Genomic DNA, 18,368 nt, shown 5'->3' on the forward strand with positions numbered 1-18,368 from the left:
GGTCGACGACGCCCTGAGACATCCGCGGGCTCGTCGCTCAACGCCTCTCCTGTCCTCTCCTGGCTCAGCTCGCTGCTCGGCTCATCGCCGAGGCCAGCCTCGGCACCGGTGCACCCCGCCCGCCGCCCGCCTGGCCCCTGTCGCCGCCTACCCGGCGCGCCCGGCGCCTGCCCCCGCCCTGGCTGGTCATCCCAGCCGGTCGCCGTCGCGTTCCCGCCCCGATCTCCCCACCTTCAGGAAGGACCCTGATGAGATCCAGACGACGTGTATCGCTGCTGCTCTTACCCGTGCTTTCGGCCGTCATCGGGCTGACCGCGTGTGGTGGCGGCGATGGCAACTCGACGTTCACGCCCGCGTCGGCCGCGCCGATCGTGGCGGTCGCCGGCTGTGAGAACGGCTGGACCAACCCGACCGACCTTTCCCCCACCCGCAAGCCGGCCCGCTGCGCGGCGAACGCGCCGGCGCCGGACCCGTTACCGACGAAGACCAAGATCGTCGTAACCGCCGCGACGCCGAAGGCGGAGTTCATCGCGCCGATCCGGTGGGCGATCGACAAGGGTGAGTTCGCCAAGGAGAACCTGGACGTCGAGCTGCGCCAGGTGCCGTCCGCCGACGGTCTCAACCTGCTCGCGCAGGGGCAGACCGACGTCATGGTCGGAGCCCCCGACGGCGCCTTCTTCAACGCGGTCAACCAGGGCTTCGGGATCCGCTGGGTGATGGGCAACTTCTCGGCGCCGACCACGAGCAAGACCGGCGTCTGGGCCCGCGATGTGGACGGCCGGCCGGCGACCTTCGCGGACCTGAAGGGCAAGACGTTCGCGAGCGTCCTGGGCAGCGGCAGCCCGGTGATGTACCCGATCGTCCAGCAGGCCGAGAAGTCGGGCCTCACCTTCAGCGACCTGAAGTTCAAGACGCTGCCCGCGGCCGACCTGGTGACCGCGCTGCAGAACGGCGGGATCGACGCCGCCTGGGTTCTCGACCCGCTGTGGATCCAGCTGGTCGGCAAGCCGGGACTGACGTACCTGGGCGGGCAGCCACCCGGCGAGCCGCTCGGCGGCGTGCTCTTCGGCCCGAAAGTCCTCGGCGACAAGCGCGCCGCGGGCGTCGCGTTCACCCGCGCGGTCGTCCGGACGATCAACACGGCGTTCGCCGGCGACTACAAGTCGGACCCCACGTTCGTGGACGAGCTCGCCAAGGTGGTCGAACTGCCTGCCAGCCAGCTCACCGCGACGCCCTCGCTCACCACGGACTGGGAGATCCGCTCGGGCACGTCGACCCGGCTGCAGGACGCGATGATCAAGAGTGGCGCACTCAGCTACCAGGCGCCCCTGGAGGAGTCCAAGGTCGTCGACCGGTCGTTCTACGAGGCGGCCGTCGGCCACAAGGCATAGGAACCGCGTCCACTGCCACTGCCCGGCCCGGTGGGCTCGTCGAGCTCACCGGGCCGGCATCCGGCCCCACGCCCCCGGGCCGCTGGCCCAACCCGCCCGTGGTGCCCGGCCCGGTCAGGCCGGTCATCGAAGAAAGGTGAGGCCTAGATGGCGACGTCGAATCCGACCCTGCGTGTGGTTGGGCTCCTTGACGTGCTGGTTCGCTGTCCGCACCGGGGTTTCGGCCTCTCCGAGCTCGCGCGTGAGGTCGGTATCAGCAAGGGAACCTGCCTGGCGATCGCCGACACCCTCGTCGAGCACGGCTATCTCGTCCAACACGCGAAGACGCGCGCCTACCGGCTCGGCCCGGCGCTGATCACCGCGGGCCAGGCTGTTCTCAGTGGTTTCGTCGACCTGAGGCCCGCGCTCGGCGCGCTGGCCCGGGTGACGGCCGAGTTCGACGTCTCCTGCTCGGTGCTCGCGGTCGACAACGACCAGCTCGTCGTCCTGGAACGCGTCGGCAACCCCGACCCGACCTACGGCCTGAGCCAGGTCGGCGCCCGGATGCCGTTCGCGCCGCCCTGGGGCGCGCCGTTCGTCGCCTGGGGCCGGGCGACAGACGTCGACGGCTGGCTCGACCGGAGCCTCGTGCCCCTGTCCGAGGAGACCAGGAGGGCGCTGCGGCGGGCGCTGCAGGCCGGGCGGCGCCTCGGTTTCATCGCCACCAGGGAGATCCCGCCGACTCACCCGGCAGCCGTCGACCTTCATCGCATCCGGGCCACCGCGGGAGCTGTGGACCTCGCCGCGCTGCGCCGCCTCGCCGCCGCGCGCCTGTCCGAGGTCGGCTACTTCGTTGACGACCTGGATACTGCGGCGACCTACCAGGTCAACCACATCGCCGTCCCGCTCCTCGGTTCGGACGGCCGTGTCCTCGCCAGCCTGCTCGTCATGATGTTCGGCCGCCACGTCACCGGCGATGAGATCCGGCGCATCGGCACCCGCCTGGCCGAGGTCGCCGCCGACGTCGTCACCCTGGTCACCCGCCCCCGCGTGACGCCCGAGTCCTTCTAGAGGGCCAAAGGAGGTGCGAAAATGCTCCTCCTTCGCACCTCCGGAGGCCCCCGTCCCCAGAAGCACTAGAGGGCCAAAGGAGGTGCGAAAATGCTCCTCCTTCGCACCTCCGGAGGCCCCCGTCCCCAGAAGCACTGAAGGGCCGCCGAGTGGAGCTGGACGAGCCGCCGCCGTTGGCCGGCGGCGCCGTCAGTCCTCATCCGTGGTACCGGGGTGGTGGAAGAAGAGGGGCTCGCGGCCGGCGGGCTGGTGTGGCTGCTCGGTGGGGGCGATGGGCGGGATCGGGAAGGTGGCCGGCTTGTCCGGCTCCAGGAGGAAGGGCTCGCCGTGGTGGGTGAGGGTGATGTCCTTGCCGTCCTGGACGGAGTAGGTCGCCGACGTGCGGTGGACCTCGACGCGCAGGTGACGGCCGCGCACGCTCAGGCCGAAGGACAGCCGGGAAAGGCCCTCGGACAGGCGCGGGGCGAAACCGAGGACGTTGCCCTGGTCGCGCAGCCCGCCGAAGCCCTCGACCAGGACTATCCAGGCGCCCGCGAGCGAGGCCATGTGCAGGCCGTCGGACGTGTTGTGCTCGATGTCGTGCAGGTCCATCAGTGCCGCCTCGCGCAGGTAGGCGTGCGCGAGCGCCAGATGGCCGCACTCCGCCGCGAGCACGCCCTGCACCGAGGCGGACAGTGACGAGTCCCGGACGGTCAGCGCCTCGTAGTAGGCGAAGTTGCGCAGCTTCTCCTCGCGGGTGAACGCGTCGCCGCGGCGCTGCATGGCGAGCACCAGGTCGGCCTGCTTGACGACCTGCCTGCGGTACAGGTCGAAGTACGGGAAGTGCAGCAGCAACGGGTACTGCTCGGGCCTGGTCTTCTGGAAGTCCCAGATCTCGTGGCCGGTGAACCCGTCCGACTGCGGATGGACGCCCAGGTGGTCGTCGTACGGGATGTACATGTCCTCGGCCGCGTCCCGCCAGGAGGCGGTCTCCTCGGCGTCGACGCCGAACTCGTACGCCCGGTCGGGATGCCGTTTCGCCGCGTCCGCGGCCGAGCGCAGGTTCCGCTGCGCCATCAGGTTCGTGTAGACGTTGTTGTCCGAGATCGCCGAGTACTCGTCGGGCCCGGTCACCCCGTCGATCCGGAACCGGCCGTCGAGGTCGTGGTGACCCAGCGAGCGCCACAGCCGGGCGGTCTCGACCAGCAGTTCCAGCCCGACGGACTTTTCGAACTCGTAGTCCTCGGTGACGTTGACGTAGCGGGTGACGGCGTCGGCGATGTCGGCGTTCACGTGGAAGGCGGCGGTGCCGGCCGGCCAGTATCCGGAGCACTCCTCACCGCTGATGGTGCGCCACGGGAAGACGGCGCCGCGCAGGTTGAGCTGCTGGGCGCGCTCCCGCGCCTGCTTCAGGGTGGAATGCCGCCAGCGCAGCGCGTCGGCGGCGGCTCCCGGCTGCGTGTAGGTCAGCACCGGCAGCACGTAGCCCTCGGTGTCCCAGAACGCGTGGCCGTCGTAGCCCGGTCCCGTCAGCCCCTTCGCCGCGATGGCGCGGCGCTCGGCGCGCGCGCCGGCCTGCAGCACGTGGAACAGCGCGAACCGGACGGCCTGCTGGACCTCGGCGTCGCCGTCCACCTCCACGTCCGCCCGCCGCCAGAACTCGGCCAGGTAGGCGCGCTGCTCGTCGAGCAGGCCGTCCCAGCCGGTCTCCTTCGCCGCGACGAGCGCCGCCGCCGCCTGGTCCCGCATGGCCGGCAGCGACCGCTGCTGCGACCAGCCATACGCCATGAACTTCACGATTCGTAGCTTCTGCCCGGGTTTCAACACGCCGGTGACGGTCACCCGTCCGGAGTTCGGCTCACTCTCCGACAGCACGCCCAGCGCACCGGGGCCGTCGATGACGTGGTCCATCGCCGCGGCGACCCGGATCTTGCTGTGTTGGGTCACGTGCACGAGCTCGACGCTGCAGTCCCGGGCAAAGTGCAGCTCCGGCACCAGCGGGGACTCGAGTACCGCCGCGGCGCGCGGGTCACCCGTGCGCACCGGAAGCGTCTCGTTGGCGACCAACTCGGACTGGACGACCACCCGTGGCGCGTCGGTGACCGACTCGACCTCGTAACAGATCGCCGCGACCGCTCGCTGGGAGAACGAGACAAGCCGCCGGGAGACCACCCGTATCACCTGGCCGGCCGGTGACTCCCACTCGGCCTCGCGCACCAGTACCCCGGCGCGGAAGTCAATCGAACGCCGATGTGAGCGCAGCTCGCCGTAGCGGACGTCCAGCGGCTCGTCGTCGACCATCAGCCGGATCAGCTTGCCGTTGGTGACGTTGATGACGGTCTGTCCCGACTCGGGATAGCCGTAGCCGGCCTCGGCATACGGCAGCGGGCGCAGCTCATGCACCGAGTTCAGGTAGGTGCCGGGCAGGCCATGTGGCTCGCCTTCATCCAGGTTGGCACGCAGGCCTATATGGCCGTTGGAAAGCGCGAACAACGACTCGGAGCGAGCCGGATCCTCCATATTGAGACCGGTCTCGCGCAGCCCCCACGGGTCGACCGTGTAGCGGGCGTCCCCGATCATCGGCCGCGTCCGGCCCGCGACGCGGCCCTGCCCCTGGCGCGGCCACCCGCCGCGTCCGTCGTCGACGGTGGGGGCGGTGGGTAGGCGTCGGCCAGCAGGTCGCCGAGGTCGGTGACCACCACGTCCGCGCCGTGCGCGCGCAGCGCGTCCGCGTGCCCGTGCCCGACCCGGTCGAGCCCGACGACGTAGCCGAAACCGCCGGCGCGCCCGGCCGCGACGCCGGCCTCCGCGTCCTCGAAGACCGCCGCCCGCTCGGGTGGCACGCCGAGCTCCCGCGCCGCGGCGAGGAACGTGTCGGGAGCCGGCTTGCCGGCGAGCCCGCGCTGGGCGATGGTCTCGCCGTCGACGCGTACCTGGAGCAGGTCAGCGAGCCCGGAGGCCCGGGCCACCTCGCCGGCGTTCGCGCTGGACGAGACGAGCGCTCGCGCCTTCCCGGCGCCGGCGCAGGCCTCCAGGTAGGGCCGTGACCCCGGGTATGGCTGGACTCCATCCTCGGTGATCTTGTTCAGGACGAGGATGTTCTTGCGGTTCCCGAGGGCGTGGACCGTGAGGGCGGACGGCGGGTCCCCGTCCGTGCCCTCGGGCAGGTGGATGTCGCGTGACGCCAGGAACGAGCGCACCCCGTCGAGCCTCGGCAGCCCGTCCACGTAGCTCTCGTAGTCCCGCTCGATGTCGAAGGGTTCCTCCGGGTCGCCGGACCGGGATGCCCAGTTCTCCAGGAAGCCGTCGAACATCTCCTTCCAGGCCCGTGCATGGACCTCTGCCGTGCTGGTGAGCACGCCATCGAGGTCGAAGAGGCAGGCGTCGATGTGAGGGGGTAGTCCGAGCAGGGCTCCGGCCCCGGTTTCGCGGCGCCGCAGCCGCGCGAACGGCAAACGCATGCTTGCCGTCTACCCCACTGGCGTCGGTCACTACCGCGCCAATCTGGACGAACCTCGCCCAGGACGGTGAGCCCACCCGCACCGTGTGGGCGCGAGCCCGCCGCACGGGGCAGGTAGTTTGCAGGACGTGTTGTTGTCCGACCGGGACATCCGGGCCCAGATCGCCGCCGGCCGCGTGTGCCTCGACCCATACGACCCGCGCCTGATCCAGCCGAGCAGCGTCGACCTGCGCCTCGACCGGGCGTTCCGGGTCTTCCAGAACCATCGCTACAGCCACATCGATCCGGCTGTCGAGCAGGAGGACCTGACCGAGCTCGTCTCCCCCGAGGGTGACGAGCCGTTCGTGCTGCACCCGGGCGAGTTCGTGCTTGGCTCCACCCTTGAGGTCATCACGCTGCCGGACGACCTGGCCGGCAGGCTCGAGGGCAAGTCCAGCCTCGGCCGGCTCGGCCTCCTCACCCATTCGACGGCCGGCTTCATCGATCCGGGCTTCTCCGGCCACGTCACGTTGGAGCTCTCCAACGTCGCGACCCTGCCGATCAAGCTCTGGCCCGGCATGAAGATTGGCCAGCTGTGCCTGTTCCGCCTCTCATCCCCGGCCGAGCACCCCTATGGAACCGCCATCTACGGCTCCCGTTACCAGGGCCAGCGCGGCCCCACCCCGTCGCGCGCCTACCGCGACTTCACCCGGGCCTCGGTCCCTCCGGTAGACGGGCAGGCCTGACTCCTGGTGACCCGGGATGACCAGGGTGACCGAGAGCGGCCGCCGAGCTTGAAACAGGCGACGGGCTGGCCGTCCGCGGACCAGCCTGATGGCCCGGCCAGGCCCCTCGCACTATTCCAGGCCCGGTTTCAAATAATCGGTAAAGAATCGGTCGCGCACCCGACAGAGCTCTTTGTGGTGAAATTTATGTCGGGTTTCTAGCCTTCTTTCCCATGACCACAAGGAACGAAATCGAATCCCGCCCGAATGGGCGGCGTGTTCTCCGGGCGGCCGTGACCGCGACCGCGACGGCGGCGGCGCTCGTCACGGCGCTGACCGCGTGCGGGAGCGGCGACTCGTCGGCCCCGGCGAGCGCTGGCGGCGGCGCCGCGACCGTGTCGGTGCCCGCGGCCGCACCGCTGCACCCCGCCGACTACGTCCTCGTCGCCGGGCCCGCGACCAGCGGCTACTCGATGGAGGACAACACCGACACCACCGAGAGCTCCGTCTTCCAGGACCCGGTCCCCACCTGCATGCACCTGTCCAGCGCTGATCTGGGACCGGCGTCCACCGACCACGCGAACGGCCCCGTCTTCAGCGACGACGACGGCACCACGATCCAGTCCGGCGCGCGGGTGTTCGCGAGCGCGGACACGGTCACGGCGCACCGCGCGCTCACCCAGCGCCCGGACTTCCCCGGCTGCGTGGGCGAGGCGATCGTCAGCCAGCTGTCCAACAGGGACAGGGAGGAAACAACCGTGACGGTGAAGAGCGCTCAGGCCGGCACGCCGCCGACCGGCGCCACCGCCCTGACGCGGCTCGACCTCGCGGTCAGCTCCGACGGCCAGAGCCTTGAGGCCAACGTCGACCTGGTCAGCGTCTTCGCTGGTCGCGTCGAGTCCGTGATCCTCATCGTCAGTCCGGCGGGACCGGTCGACGACGGCGAGCTGAACGGCCTGACCGGTCAGGTGTTGGCCACACTCGCCAAGCAGTGACCTGATCGACCTCGGCCCGACAGCGTGCGCGGGCCCTCGACCCGGACAGGTCGCGGCGGCGGTGGCAATCAGACGGCCATCAGACGGCCATTCTGATTCCGCGTGTCGGGCCGGGGCATTCGCGGGGGCGCGTCTCGGTGGCGCGGTGTGACTGTGCGCGGGCCCGGTCAGCCGCCGGCGGTCCAGCCGCCGTCGACGACCAGGTAGGAGCCGGTCATGTAGGAGGCGTCGTCGGAGGCGAGGAAAGCGGCGACGGCGGCGACCTCGTCCGGGTGGCCGGGGCGGTTCATCGCGGACTTCGACGCGGCGTGCCGCGCCAGCTCTGGAAACTTCTCCTCACCCATGAGGGTCATTCCGGTCGGGTAGATGAACCCGGGGCAGATCGCGTTGACCCGGACATTCTGCTGGCCCCATTCGCGGGCCGCCGTCCGGGTCAACGAGAGAATCGCGGCCTTGCTGGCGCCGTAGGCACCAGAGGTGGGCGATGCCACCAGCGCGCCGACCGAGGACCAGTTGATGACGGAGCCGCCGCCGCCCGCGACCATCGCGGGAATCGCGTACTTCATGCCCAGGAAGATGCTCTTGAGGTTGATGGCCAGCAGCCGGTCGAACTCGTCCTCGTCGACGTCCGGGATCAGCGCCTGAGCCACCCCGGCGACCCCGACGACGTTGCACATGACGTCGAGCCGGCCGAACCGCTCGGTCGCCTCGCGTACCAGCGCCTCGACGTCCGCCGCCCGCGTGACGTCCGCCTGGAATGGCACGATCGCCTCCGACTCGGCCGCGGTCTCCTTCTCCGCGCCGCTCAGGTCCGCGGCGATCACCGACGCCCCCTCGCTGGCCAGCCGTAACGCCGTCGACCTGCCCTGTCCGATCCCAGCCCCGGTGACAATCGCGACCCTGCCCGCCAGACGCCCCATGATCTCCCCTTCACCGACCACCCGTGGCCCGGCAGCCTATGTGGGTGAGCGTTCGCTTTCAACGGACGCCAGGGCAGGGGAGGTATGACCCGCGACGGGGAGTCCGCCGGGCTATGCGTCGGGCGCGGTGTACACCCTGGCCCCGGCGACGAACGTCTGCAGCACCCGGGTGTTGCCGATGTCGGTTGCTGGACCGGCGAACGGATCCCGGTCAGTCACCCGCGACTACGCCCGGCGCGCACAGGATGACGCCCCCAGCGCCAATGAGCAGGCAGGGCCGCGTGTGGGGTCCGGGGCTCGGCGCCGGAGCGGGATAACGGGCCTCGGCGAAGTTGACCAAGGTCAATGAGCAGGCGGGGCCGCCGGGAGCGGGTGACGGGAATCGAACCCGCGTTGCAAGCTTGGGAAGCTCGTGTTCTGCCTCTGAACTACACCCGCGTGGTGCTGCCTTCGCATCGTAGCGGATCGCTCGGGTGGGGTGGGTGAGACGTCGCCGGGCGCTGGAGTGCGTAGACCAGCGGGGCAGACTGACGCGGACCTGGCCCGGCAATGGCGTGGCGGTCGTCGGGACTCGGGGACGCGCCGCCACGCCACTGATCTGGGCCGCGGCCCCTTACAGGGTGAGCTCGATCGTGCCGTCGACGGCGAGCCGGACCGGGTAGCAGCCGATCGGTGGTGCCCCCGAGGTGGACTCGCCAGTGGCCAGGCTGAAGACGTGGGCGTGCAACGGGCAGATGACGACGCCCGCGTCGGCCTGGCCGTCGGCGAGCGGCCCGCCCGCGTGCGGGCAGACCGCGTCGACGGCCCGCAGGGTGTCGCCGCGCAGCCGGAAGACGGCGATCTGCGCGTCGCCGACGGCGTACACCCGTGCCTCGCCGACCGGAATCTCGCGCAGGAGGCCAAGCCGGTGCACGGCGCCGGTCCCCGTCAGCGCCGGCCGGGCTGATTTCGCCTCGGTTCCGACCGGACTGCCCTTGTCCCGGCCGGAACCGGAGGCGTCGGCGGGAGTGGCCGTAGCGACGGAGCTCTGCGCGCTCATCGGACGGGGACCTGGGGAAGGGTGATGAGCGGCAGGGAGGTGCGGAACTGGCCGGCGGTGGCCGGCTGCTCGCGCTCCAGCCAGGGGTCGACGTAGGCGTCGATCGACTCCTGGATGCGGGCGTCGAGATCGGCGGCGATGCCCTCCGCGTCGTCGACGATGACAGCCCGGATCTTCTCGATGCCCACCCGTGGGACGAACGTGTACGTCCGTTCCAGCCACTTCGCGTTCTCGCGGTAGTACTGCAGGAAGCGGCCCGTCAGCATCATGACCTCCTCGGGGCTGCCGACAGTGGCCAGCAGGTCGCCCTTGCGGACGTGCGCGCCGCCCGCTCCGCCGATGTAGATCTCCCAACGACCACCGTCGATCGCGACGACGCCGACGTCCTTGATCAGGCCCTCGGCGCAGTTGCGCGGGCAGCCGTTGACCGCCAGCTTGAGCTTCCCGGGGCTTTCCAGGCCGTGGTACCGCTGCTCGATCGCGACACCGAGAGCGGTCGAGTCGCCGACCCCGAAGCGGCAGAAGTCCTTGCCGACGCAGGTCTTCACCGTGCGGAAGCTCTTGCCGTACGCGTGGCCGCTCGGCATGTCCAGGTCGGCCCAGACCTTCGGCAGGTCCTCCTTGCGCACGCCGAGCAGGTCGATGCGCTGGCCGCCGGTGATCTTCACCATCGGGACGTCGTACTTCTCGGCGACGTCGGCGATCCGGCGCAGCTCGTCCGGGCTGGTGACGCCGCCGGCGATCATCGGGACGACCGAGAAGGTGCCGTCCTTCTGGATGTTGGCGTGGACACGGTCGTTGATGAACCGGCCGTCGCGTTCGTCGATGAAGTCGCTGCCCCAGACGATGCGCAGCAGCGACGTCAGCGCCATCTTGCTGGCCGCGTCCTCCTTGCCGTCGGGCGCGAGGGCGGCGAAGACCGCGGACACCGACCGCAGGTTCCGCTCACGCACGGCCGCCATCAGCGCCGGCTTGTCCAGAGGAACACCGGGGACGTACCAGTTCGCCGAGAGGTCCTCCTCGACCTCGCCGTCGGCCGCCCACTCGACGATCTCCTTGACGAGCAGCTTGCACGAGCCGCAGCCCTTGCCGGCGCGGGTCGCGTTCATGACGCCGGGGACGGTCTTCATCCCGCCCTTGACGCAGGCGACGATCTTTCCCTTGCTGACGCCGTTGCAGTTGCAGACCTGGGCGTCATCGGCCATCTCCGCCGCTCCGACCTCGGCCGCGGGCAGGCCGATGTCGAACAGCAGTTGCAGCCGCTCGTCCGGCAGTGGCAGGCCGTTGTCGAACGCCTGGATGAGCGAGGCCGACTTGGCCGTGTCGCCGAGCAGGGTGGCGCCGACGAGCTTTCCGTCGCGAATGATGACGCTCTTGTAGACGCCCCTGCGCGGCTCGACGAACCGGACCACCTCGTCGTCGGGGTGCTCCGCGTCCTTGAGGCCCATCGCGGCGACGGCCACGCCGGCGACCTTGAGCTTCGTGGCGGTCTTCGAGCCGTGGTAGGCGGCGTCCAGGTCCGAGCCGGTGATGTGCTCGGCGAGGACCGTCGCCTGCTCCCACAGCGGCGCGACCAGACCGTAGACCTGGCCACGGTGCTGCGCGCACTCGCCGACCACGTAGATGTCGGGATCGTCGACCGAGCGCATCTGGTCGTCGGTGACGATGCCGCGCTCGACGGTCAGCCCGCCGCGCAGCCCGATGTCGACGTTGGGCCGGATCCCGGCCGCCACCACGATCATGTCGACGTCGAGCCGTGACCCGTCGGCGAACTCCAGCCCGACCGCCCTGCCGAGGCCGGCACTCTCGCCCGTGCCCCCGCCGGCGTCACCACCGGTCTGATCGTCGGTTTCGTGGCCGGTCTCATCGTCGGCGAGCAGGATCTGCGCGGTGCGCGCTCCCGGATGCACGGTGATCCCGAGCTCCTCGACGCCGCGCCGCAGGATGCCACCGGCCTCGGCGCACAGCTGCTGGTTCATCAGCGTCGGCGCGGCGTCGATGACGTGCACCTCGAGCCCGTAGGTCTGCAGGCCGCGGGCGGCCTCCAGACCGAGCAGACCGCCGCCGATGACGGCCGCGGTCCGCCGCCCCTCGGCAAATCCGATCATGGCGCGGCAGTCGTCGATCGTGCGAAACGCGAAGACACCGCCAGGAAGCCGGCCATCGGGTCCGGCGAGACCCTTGATGGGCGGGATGAACGAGCGGCTGCCGGTGGCGATGATCAGTTTGTCATAGGGAGCGACGGCGCCGTCCTCGATGGTGACGACGCGGGCGTACCGGTCGAGCCCTGTGACCCGGGCGCCAGCACGCAGCCGGATGCCGTTTTCCGCGTACCACTCCGGCGTGTTGAGGAAGATCTCGTCCTCGGTGTCGGCGCCGGCCAGCACGTTGGACAGCAGGATCCGGTTGTAGTTGCCGTACGGCTCGTCGCCGAACACGGTGATGTCGAACAGGTCGCCGCCATGCCGGGCGAGGATCTCCTCGACGGCCCGCATGCCGGCCATGCCGTTGCCGACGACGACGAGGCGCTCGCGCCCGCCGGCGGGCGTTCGGCCGTGGGCCCGCTGCGCCGGAACGACGCCGGCAGAGGCGGGCACGGTCGAGGCGGCAGACGCGGCGGTGGACGTACCCGGGACGTTCTCGGTGATGGTCATAGTCGCGCTCGCTCAGAACTCGATCAGGCCGAGGTCGATGACCACGGTGCCCTCGACGCCCTCCGGGGCGGCGAGATGCAGCTCGACGCGGGTGTCGCCGAGCAGGTCCTCGACCACGCGCAGCGGGACGTGCACATCGGCGCGGGCGCCGATCGGGAAGTAGCGCATCGGCGCGCCATCCCGGACGAGCAGCACGTAGATCAGCTCGTCGGACGCGTTGCCGCCGCGGAAGTACACCGGCTGGGTGGTCGCTCCGGGCGGGACCGTGTAGGTCAGCGACGGGTCGAGGAATGCCGGCTTGGTCAGCCCATGCCCCTCGAACGAGAAGACGCCCTGCAAGAAGCGGGGAGTGCTGTGCATACGACGGTCCTTCCGGTGTGACGCGGGCGCGGTGTCCTCCGCGCTGTCGGAGCCAGTCCGGGCGGAGCCGGCGCCTGGGAACGTGCGGGCGGTGGCCGTCGCCGCCGGCCCGGCGAGGCCGGCTGAGGGGGTGCGATCGCCACCGCTGGTGCTGGTGTCGATGCCGGCGACGTTGGTGGTGGATGGCGACGTGGCGCGTGGGCGGGACCACTCGGTGGCGACCGGGACGGTTGCCTCCGTCGGCAGGGTGGCGCCCCCGTCGGGAAGGTGATCGATCCGGCGCAGCGCCACCGCGCACGCCTTGAACTCGGGCATCCGTGAGATTGGGTCGAGCGCTGGGTTGGTCAGCAGGTTGACGGTCGAGTACCCGCCCCAGTGGAAAGGCGCGAACAACGTGTCCTGGCGGATGGTGTCGGTCACGCGAGCCCGGAACACCGCCCGTCCGCGGCGGGAGCTCAGCTCCACCAGATCCCCAGCGGTGACCTCATGCTTGGCAGCCAGCACCGGGTGCAACTCGACAACCGGGTCGGGATCGTCGGCGACGAGCGTCCGGACCCGCCGGGTCTGCGTTCCTGACTGGTACTGGCGCATCGTGCGGCCGGTGGTCAGGTAGTAGGGGTAGTCGCGGTCCGGCGTCTCCGCCGCGCCCCGGTGGCGGACCGCGACGAACCGCGCCCGCCCGTCCGGTGTGGCGAAGCGCTCGGCGAACAGCCGCGGCGTGCCCGGGTGAACCTCGTTGCCCGCCTCGCCAACGACGCTTTCGCCGTCGCCCGCGTCACCGCCGCCGCGACCGCCGCCGCCCGCGCTGTCCTCGCCCGTGGCGGGTGCCGGGCAGGGCCAGAAGACGCCTTTCTCGGCCTCGATCCGCTCGTAGCTGATGCCGGAGTAGTCGGCGAGCCCGCCGGCACTCGCCCGCCGCAGTTCTTCGAACACCGCCCGCGGCTCGACGGGGAACGCCTCGGCGGAGCACCCGAGGCGGGTGGCGAGCTCGGAGATGACATCCAGGTCGGTACGCACCCCGGGCGGCGGGGCGAGCGCTCGCCTGCGGCGCAGCACCCGGCCTTCGAGGTTCGTCATCGTGCCCTCCTCCTCCGCCCACTGCGCGACCGGCAGCACGACGTCGGCGAGAGCCGCCGTCTCGGAAAGGAAGAAGTCGGAGACGACCAACAGGTCCAGGGCCGCGAGCCGGTCGGCGATCCGGTTCGCGTCCGGGCCGGACACGATCGGGTTGGAGCCGAGCACCCACATGGCCCGCACGCCGCCTTCGGTGCCGAGCGCGTCGAGCATCTCGAAGGCGGACACACCGGGTGGCGGCAGCTCGTCCGGCGATACACCCCAGATCGCGGCGATGTGCGCGCGGTCGGCCGGGTCGGCGAGCTTGCGGTACCCAGGAAGCTGGTCGGCCTTCTGCCCGTGCTCCCGGCCACCCTGGCCGTTGCCCTGGCCGGTGATCGTGCCGTAGCCGGAGAACGAGCGCCCGGGGAGGCCGAGCGCGAGCGCAAGGTTGATGAACGCCTGCGTGGTGTCGGTACCGGAGGCGTGCTGTTCGGCCCCGCGGGCGGTCAGCACCATGGCGCGTTCCGCCTCGGCGAGCAGTCGGACGGCCGCGCGCAGGTTCGCCTCGGGCACCCCGGTGATCCGCTCGACCCGGCCGGGCCAGTAGGCCGTGACCGCCCGGCGGACCGCGTCGAACCCGGTCGTGCGACTGGCGACGAAGCCGGTGTCCACCAGCCCGTCCCGGATCGCGATGTGCAGCAGACCGGCGGCGAGCGCGAGGTCGGTGCCCGGGGTGGGCTGCAGGTGCAGGTGCGCTCCGCGCGCGGTCGGGGTCGCGCGCGGGTCGATGACGACGTGCCGGGCGCCCTTCGCCCTGCCCGCGTCGAACCACTGCATGATCGGCGGCATCGTGTCGGCCGGGTTGCTTCCGACCAGCAGGATGACGTCGGCTTCGGCGATGTCGCTCACCGGGAACGGCAGCCCGCGGTCGATTCCGAACGCGCGGTTGCCGGCCGCGGCGGCCGACGACATGCAGAAGCGGCCGTTGTAGTCGATGGAACGGCTGCGCAGCGCGACCCGGACGAACTTGCCGAGCGCGTACACCTTCTCGTTGGTCAGTCCGCCGCCGCCGAACACGCCGACGCTGTCCAGACCATACCGGCGCTGGCAGTCACGCCAGCCGGTGACGATCCGCTCCAGCGCCTCGCCCCAGGTCGCCGGCCGAAGCTCGCCGCGGATGCCCCCGGCACGCCGCTCGCGCAGCAGCGGAGTGGTCAGCCTGTCGGTGTGGTCGAGGAGCCCGGCGGCCGTCCAGCCCTTGGAGCACAGGCCCCCGCGGTTCGTCGGGAAGTCGTCCTGTGGGGTGAGGTCGACCATGCCCGGTCGTGAGCCGCGCGACCATGGCGAAGCCTCGCGCGGATCACGGCTCTCCAGCCGATATGGCCGTGGTCGCAGCTCGATACCGCACTGCAGCGCGCAGTACGGGCAGTGTGACGGCGTGACGGCGCGGCTCGCCGTCGCGCCTGTGCCGCCTGTGTCGCCTGTGTCGCCTGTGTCGCCTGGGCCGGAGGTGGCAGCCAGGGCGGTGGCGTCAGCCGTGGCCTGGGTTTGGTCGGGGGACACAAGCTCATGCTGGGATCTTCGTGTTTCGCCAGGCGCCTCTCGACGCATTCAGTCGGTTACTAGGTACTCACCCCGAGAGACGCCACGCTGTGAGGTTTGGGCGTGGGCGACGCGCGGAGCGTCTCGTGTCGTTCGGGTCGCGAAGGCAGTCGGGCAGACAGCCGGGTACGGACGGGCTGGGCGGGCCGGGCCAACCGGGAGAAGCCGCCTCGTGGTCGGGGCTAGGGTGAGACCGTGACGACCGAGAGCCAGAGCGCTCCCGCCACCGACGCCTCCCCTGCCGCGGCCGGACAGGCCGACGCCATCGTGCCCGATGACAAGGACTGGACCTGGGTCCTGGCGCGCGCCTGCCCGGAATGTGGTTTTGACGGGGCGACCTTCCCGGCCACCGAGGTCTCCGGCCTGGTGCTGCGCGTCGCCTCGGCCTGGCTGGCCGTGCTCGCCGACAGGCCGGACGATGAGGTGCGCCGCCGGCCGTCGCCCGGCCGTTGGTCGACGCTGGAGTACGCCTGCCACGTGCGCGACGTCCTTCGCCTCTACGACGAGCGGCTCCAGTTGATGCTCACGCGGGACAACCCCCTGTACCCGAACTGGGACCAGGACGAGACCGCCGTGGCGGACCGCTACGGCGAGCAGGACCCGGGCCGGGTCGCCGGCGACCTCGCGGGCGCGGCCGCGAGGATCGCCGCCCGGTTCGCGACCGTCTCCGGTGCCCAGTGGCAGCGGACCGGTGAGCGGTCCGACGGCGCCCGCTTCACGATCAGCACCTTCGCCCGCTACTTTGCGCATGATCCAGTGCATCACCTGCACGACGTGAACGGGCTGCCCGTGGGCGGGGTCGTTCCAGTCGGAAGCTGAGACGTCACCCGCCTCGCGCTCCTGCTCGCGCAGGCGGGCACCCGTCTGTCGCGCATGTCGGCGCCCGGACGGCTCGTGGGGGTGGCCGGCACACGCGCCGGCCACCCCCACAGCACCTGTCAGGTCGCTGGTTGCGCCGTGCGGGCCGGCGCGGCCGAGCCGAGGTCCGTGGCGGACAGGCGGCGGTAGAGGGGGCAGGTCTCCCGCAGCTCCTCATGGGTGCCGGTCGCCAGCACCCGGCCCTCGTCGAGCACGATGATCCGGTCCGCGGCCCGCACGGTGGACATCCGGTGGGCGATGACCAGCAGCGCACGCTCGGTGGCGATGTCGCGCAGGACCTGCGCCAGGGCGCGCTCGTTGACGCTGTCCATCTGCGACGTCGGCTCGTCGAGCAGCAGCACCGCCGGCCGCGCGAGCAGCGCCCGCGCGATCGCCACCCGTTGGCGCTCCCCACCGGACAGCAGCACGCCATGGTCGCCGACGTCGGTCCATACGCCGTGCGACATCCGCGCGACGAGCTCGCTGAGGCGCGCCGTCTGGACGGCCTCGTCGATCTCGGCCTCGGTGGCGTCCGGGGCGGCGTAGGTGATGTTGTCGCGCAGCGAGCCCTGCAGCACCGGCGCGTTCTGCTCGACGAGGTTCACCCAGCCGCGCGCCGCCTCCCGCGACATCGCGCGCACGTCCACGCCCCGCAGCAGGATCTCGCCGCGGTCGGGGTCGTAGAACCGTTCCAGCAGCTCGAACGTCGTCGACTTGCCTGCGCCGGACGGCCCGACCAGCGCGACGTGCCCGCGCGGCGGGATCGCGAACGAGACGTCGCGCAGCACCGGCCGGTCCGGCGTGTAGCCGAACCACACGTCGCGGAACTCGACGGCCGGCGCATCGGGCCGGGCCACCACCCGCTCGGGGCCAGGCGTGCTCGCGGCCGTCTTCGGATCCGGTGCCCGCGTTGCCGCGTGGGTCCCGCCCGCGATGCCACCGCCGGCCGCGACAACGCGATCGGCTGACGTCTCGCCCGTGGCGGCGGCGCCGTTCCCCTCGTGCACGCTGGCTGGAGCCGCGGGGATGACGCGGACCAGTTGCCTGGTCGCCTGGTCGGTGTCGGTGTCGGTGTCGGTGTCGTCCGCCCCAGCCCGCTCGACCGACGGCCGGTCGTCCGCGTCCAGGCCAGGGGCGAGGTCGGCCTCGCGCGGAAGGTCGAAGACGGCGTCGACGCGGTCGAGCGCGCCCATCCCGCGCTGCATGATCCCGGTGGCCTCGATCAGCTGCGAGAGCGGCATGACCAGGTATGTCGCATAGAGCAGGAACGCGACCAGCGAGCCGAGCGACGTGACCCCGTGCGCGACGAGCACGCCGCCGACGAGCAGGACGACGAGCACCGAGCCCTGCACGGCCAGCTCCATCGCCGGCGCGATCACGGAGTTCAGCCGCGCCATCCGCACGCCGAGCCGGTAGGCGTCGCGCGTGTGCACGGCGATCCGCTCGTCCTCGCGTGTCTCGGCGCGGCTCGCCCGGACGGTACGGATCGCGGACAGCGAGCGTTCCAGGTCGGAGGTCATCCGCCCGACGCTCGCCTGGCCCTCCTCGGAGGTGGACCGGATCCGGCGGAGGGCCGACAGCACGCCGACGCTCGCGATCAGCACGGCGACGACGACCAGCAGGAAGAGGCGCACGTCGATGTAGATCATCAAGGCGATCGCGCCGAGGGCGCCGATGATGCTGGTCAGGAACGCGGCGAAGCTGTAGGCGACGGCCTCGCGGACGACCACCGTGTCGGTGTTCGCCCGGGAGATCAGATCACCCATCCGGCGCTCGTCGTAGACGCTGATCCGCAGCCGCAGCAGATGGCCGACCAGCCGGGTTCGCAGGCCGAAGATGATGCCCTGGCCGGTGCGCTCCAACAGGTAGTGGCCAAATGTCTCGACGAATGCCTGGCCGATGAACAGCCCCAGCAGGCTGACGAGCAGCCAGCCGGGGATCCCGCCGTGCTGGGCGCCGTCGATCACCCGCTTGACCAGGAGCGGCTGGACGACCCCGAACAGCGTGCCGAGGGCGGTGAGCGTGATGCCGGCCATCACCGGCCGGCTGTGCCCGTGCATCAGGCGCCACAGCCGCCCGAGTGGCCAGCCACCGGCGCGGTGCGTGAACGGCCCGCCGGCCGGCGGCGGCCCGCCTCCAGGCATCGGTCCGGGGCCCGGGCCGCGTCCAGGCGCCGGCCAGCGCCGCCCGGGTGGCGGACCCGGCGGCGGACCGGGCGGGGGACCGGGGCGCGGGCCGACCGGGCCACCGGGCGGGCCGGCCCACGGTGGTTCCTGGACGTCCGCCGGTAGGTCCGCGGA

The 18,368-nt window shown here is 71.4% G+C and carries 12 protein-coding genes and 1 tRNA gene; 5 read left to right on the plus strand and 8 right to left on the minus strand.

The annotated features are described in order from the left end of the window. Positions 1 to 248 precede the first annotated feature (248 nt). Positions 249 to 1,391 carry an ABC transporter substrate-binding protein gene (locus BCD48_RS39880; RefSeq protein ID WP_071053588.1) on the plus strand — a complete coding sequence of 381 codons (1,143 nt, stop codon included), beginning with the start codon at positions 249 to 251 and terminating at the stop codon, positions 1,389 to 1,391. Between the two features lie 147 nt (positions 1,392 to 1,538). Continuing rightward, positions 1,539 to 2,441, plus strand: a complete 903-nt coding sequence (locus BCD48_RS39885; protein WP_071053589.1) for an IclR family transcriptional regulator — start codon at positions 1,539 to 1,541, stop codon at positions 2,439 to 2,441. A gap of 189 nt (positions 2,442 to 2,630) precedes the next feature. On the opposite strand, the gene BCD48_RS39890 is transcribed toward BCD48_RS39885, so the two are convergent. Then, positions 2,631 to 5,000 (minus strand): glycoside hydrolase family 65 protein, encoded by a 2,370-nt coding sequence (locus tag BCD48_RS39890; protein ID WP_071053590.1) that lies wholly within the window; start codon positions 4,998 to 5,000, stop codon positions 2,631 to 2,633. After that, positions 4,997 to 5,881, minus strand: a complete 885-nt coding sequence (locus tag BCD48_RS39895; protein ID WP_083419925.1) for a beta-phosphoglucomutase family hydrolase — start codon at positions 5,879 to 5,881, stop codon at positions 4,997 to 4,999. Before BCD48_RS39895 ends, BCD48_RS39890 begins: the two co-directional genes overlap by 4 nt. 127 nt (positions 5,882 to 6,008) lie before the next feature. On the opposite strand from BCD48_RS39895, the gene dcd reads away from it, so the two are divergent. Together dcd and BCD48_RS39905 are read left to right on the plus strand one after the other, a co-directional pair. Then, positions 6,009 to 6,605, plus strand: a complete 597-nt coding sequence (gene dcd / locus BCD48_RS39900; RefSeq protein WP_071053591.1) for a dCTP deaminase — start codon at positions 6,009 to 6,011, stop codon at positions 6,603 to 6,605. A 272-nt stretch (positions 6,606 to 6,877) separates the two neighbouring features. Continuing rightward, on the plus strand, positions 6,878 to 7,579 hold the full coding sequence (locus tag BCD48_RS39905; RefSeq protein WP_071053592.1) for a hypothetical protein: 702 nt from the start codon (positions 6,878 to 6,880) through the stop codon (positions 7,577 to 7,579). Between the two features lie 167 nt (positions 7,580 to 7,746). Here BCD48_RS39905 and BCD48_RS39910 read toward each other — a convergent pair whose 3' ends face one another. The 5 genes from BCD48_RS39910 to BCD48_RS39930 all read right to left on the minus strand — a co-directional run bounded on the left by BCD48_RS39910 (position 7,747) and on the right by BCD48_RS39930 (position 15,219). After that, a complete protein-coding gene (locus BCD48_RS39910) occupies positions 7,747 to 8,499 on the minus strand; it encodes an SDR family NAD(P)-dependent oxidoreductase (RefSeq protein ID WP_071053593.1) in 753 nt (250 codons plus the stop codon). A gap of 367 nt (positions 8,500 to 8,866) precedes the next feature. After that, a tRNA-Gly gene (locus BCD48_RS39915) sits at positions 8,867 to 8,937 on the minus strand. A gap of 175 nt (positions 8,938 to 9,112) precedes the next feature. After that, positions 9,113 to 9,538: a Rieske (2Fe-2S) protein gene (locus BCD48_RS39920; protein WP_083419926.1), complete on the minus strand. Its 426-nt coding sequence runs from the start codon at positions 9,536 to 9,538 to the stop codon at positions 9,113 to 9,115. Further along, complete coding sequence (gene nirB / locus BCD48_RS39925; RefSeq protein WP_083419927.1) at positions 9,535 to 12,192, minus strand: nitrite reductase large subunit NirB; 2,658 nt, start codon at positions 12,190 to 12,192, stop codon at positions 9,535 to 9,537. Before nirB ends, BCD48_RS39920 begins: the two co-directional genes overlap by 4 nt. Before the next feature lie 12 nt (positions 12,193 to 12,204). After that, on the minus strand, positions 12,205 to 15,219 hold the full coding sequence (locus BCD48_RS39930; RefSeq protein WP_241842351.1) for a molybdopterin-dependent oxidoreductase: 3,015 nt from the start codon (positions 15,217 to 15,219) through the stop codon (positions 12,205 to 12,207). A gap of 186 nt (positions 15,220 to 15,405) precedes the next feature. Here BCD48_RS39930 and BCD48_RS39935 point away from each other — a divergent pair, with 186 nt between their 5' ends. After that, positions 15,406 to 16,029: a DinB family protein gene (locus BCD48_RS39935; RefSeq protein ID WP_198543587.1), complete on the plus strand. Its 624-nt coding sequence runs from the start codon at positions 15,406 to 15,408 to the stop codon at positions 16,027 to 16,029. A 119-nt stretch (positions 16,030 to 16,148) separates the two neighbouring features. Here BCD48_RS39935 and BCD48_RS47955 read toward each other — a convergent pair whose 3' ends face one another. Then, positions 16,149 to 18,128, minus strand: coding sequence for an ABC transporter ATP-binding protein (locus BCD48_RS47955; RefSeq protein WP_241842352.1), 1,980 nt, complete (start codon positions 18,126 to 18,128; stop codon positions 16,149 to 16,151). Positions 18,129 to 18,368 lie beyond the last annotated feature (240 nt).

Source organism: Pseudofrankia coriaricola, assembly GCF_001854805.1.
Lineage (GTDB): Bacteria > Actinomycetota > Actinomycetes > Frankiales > Frankiaceae > Pseudofrankia.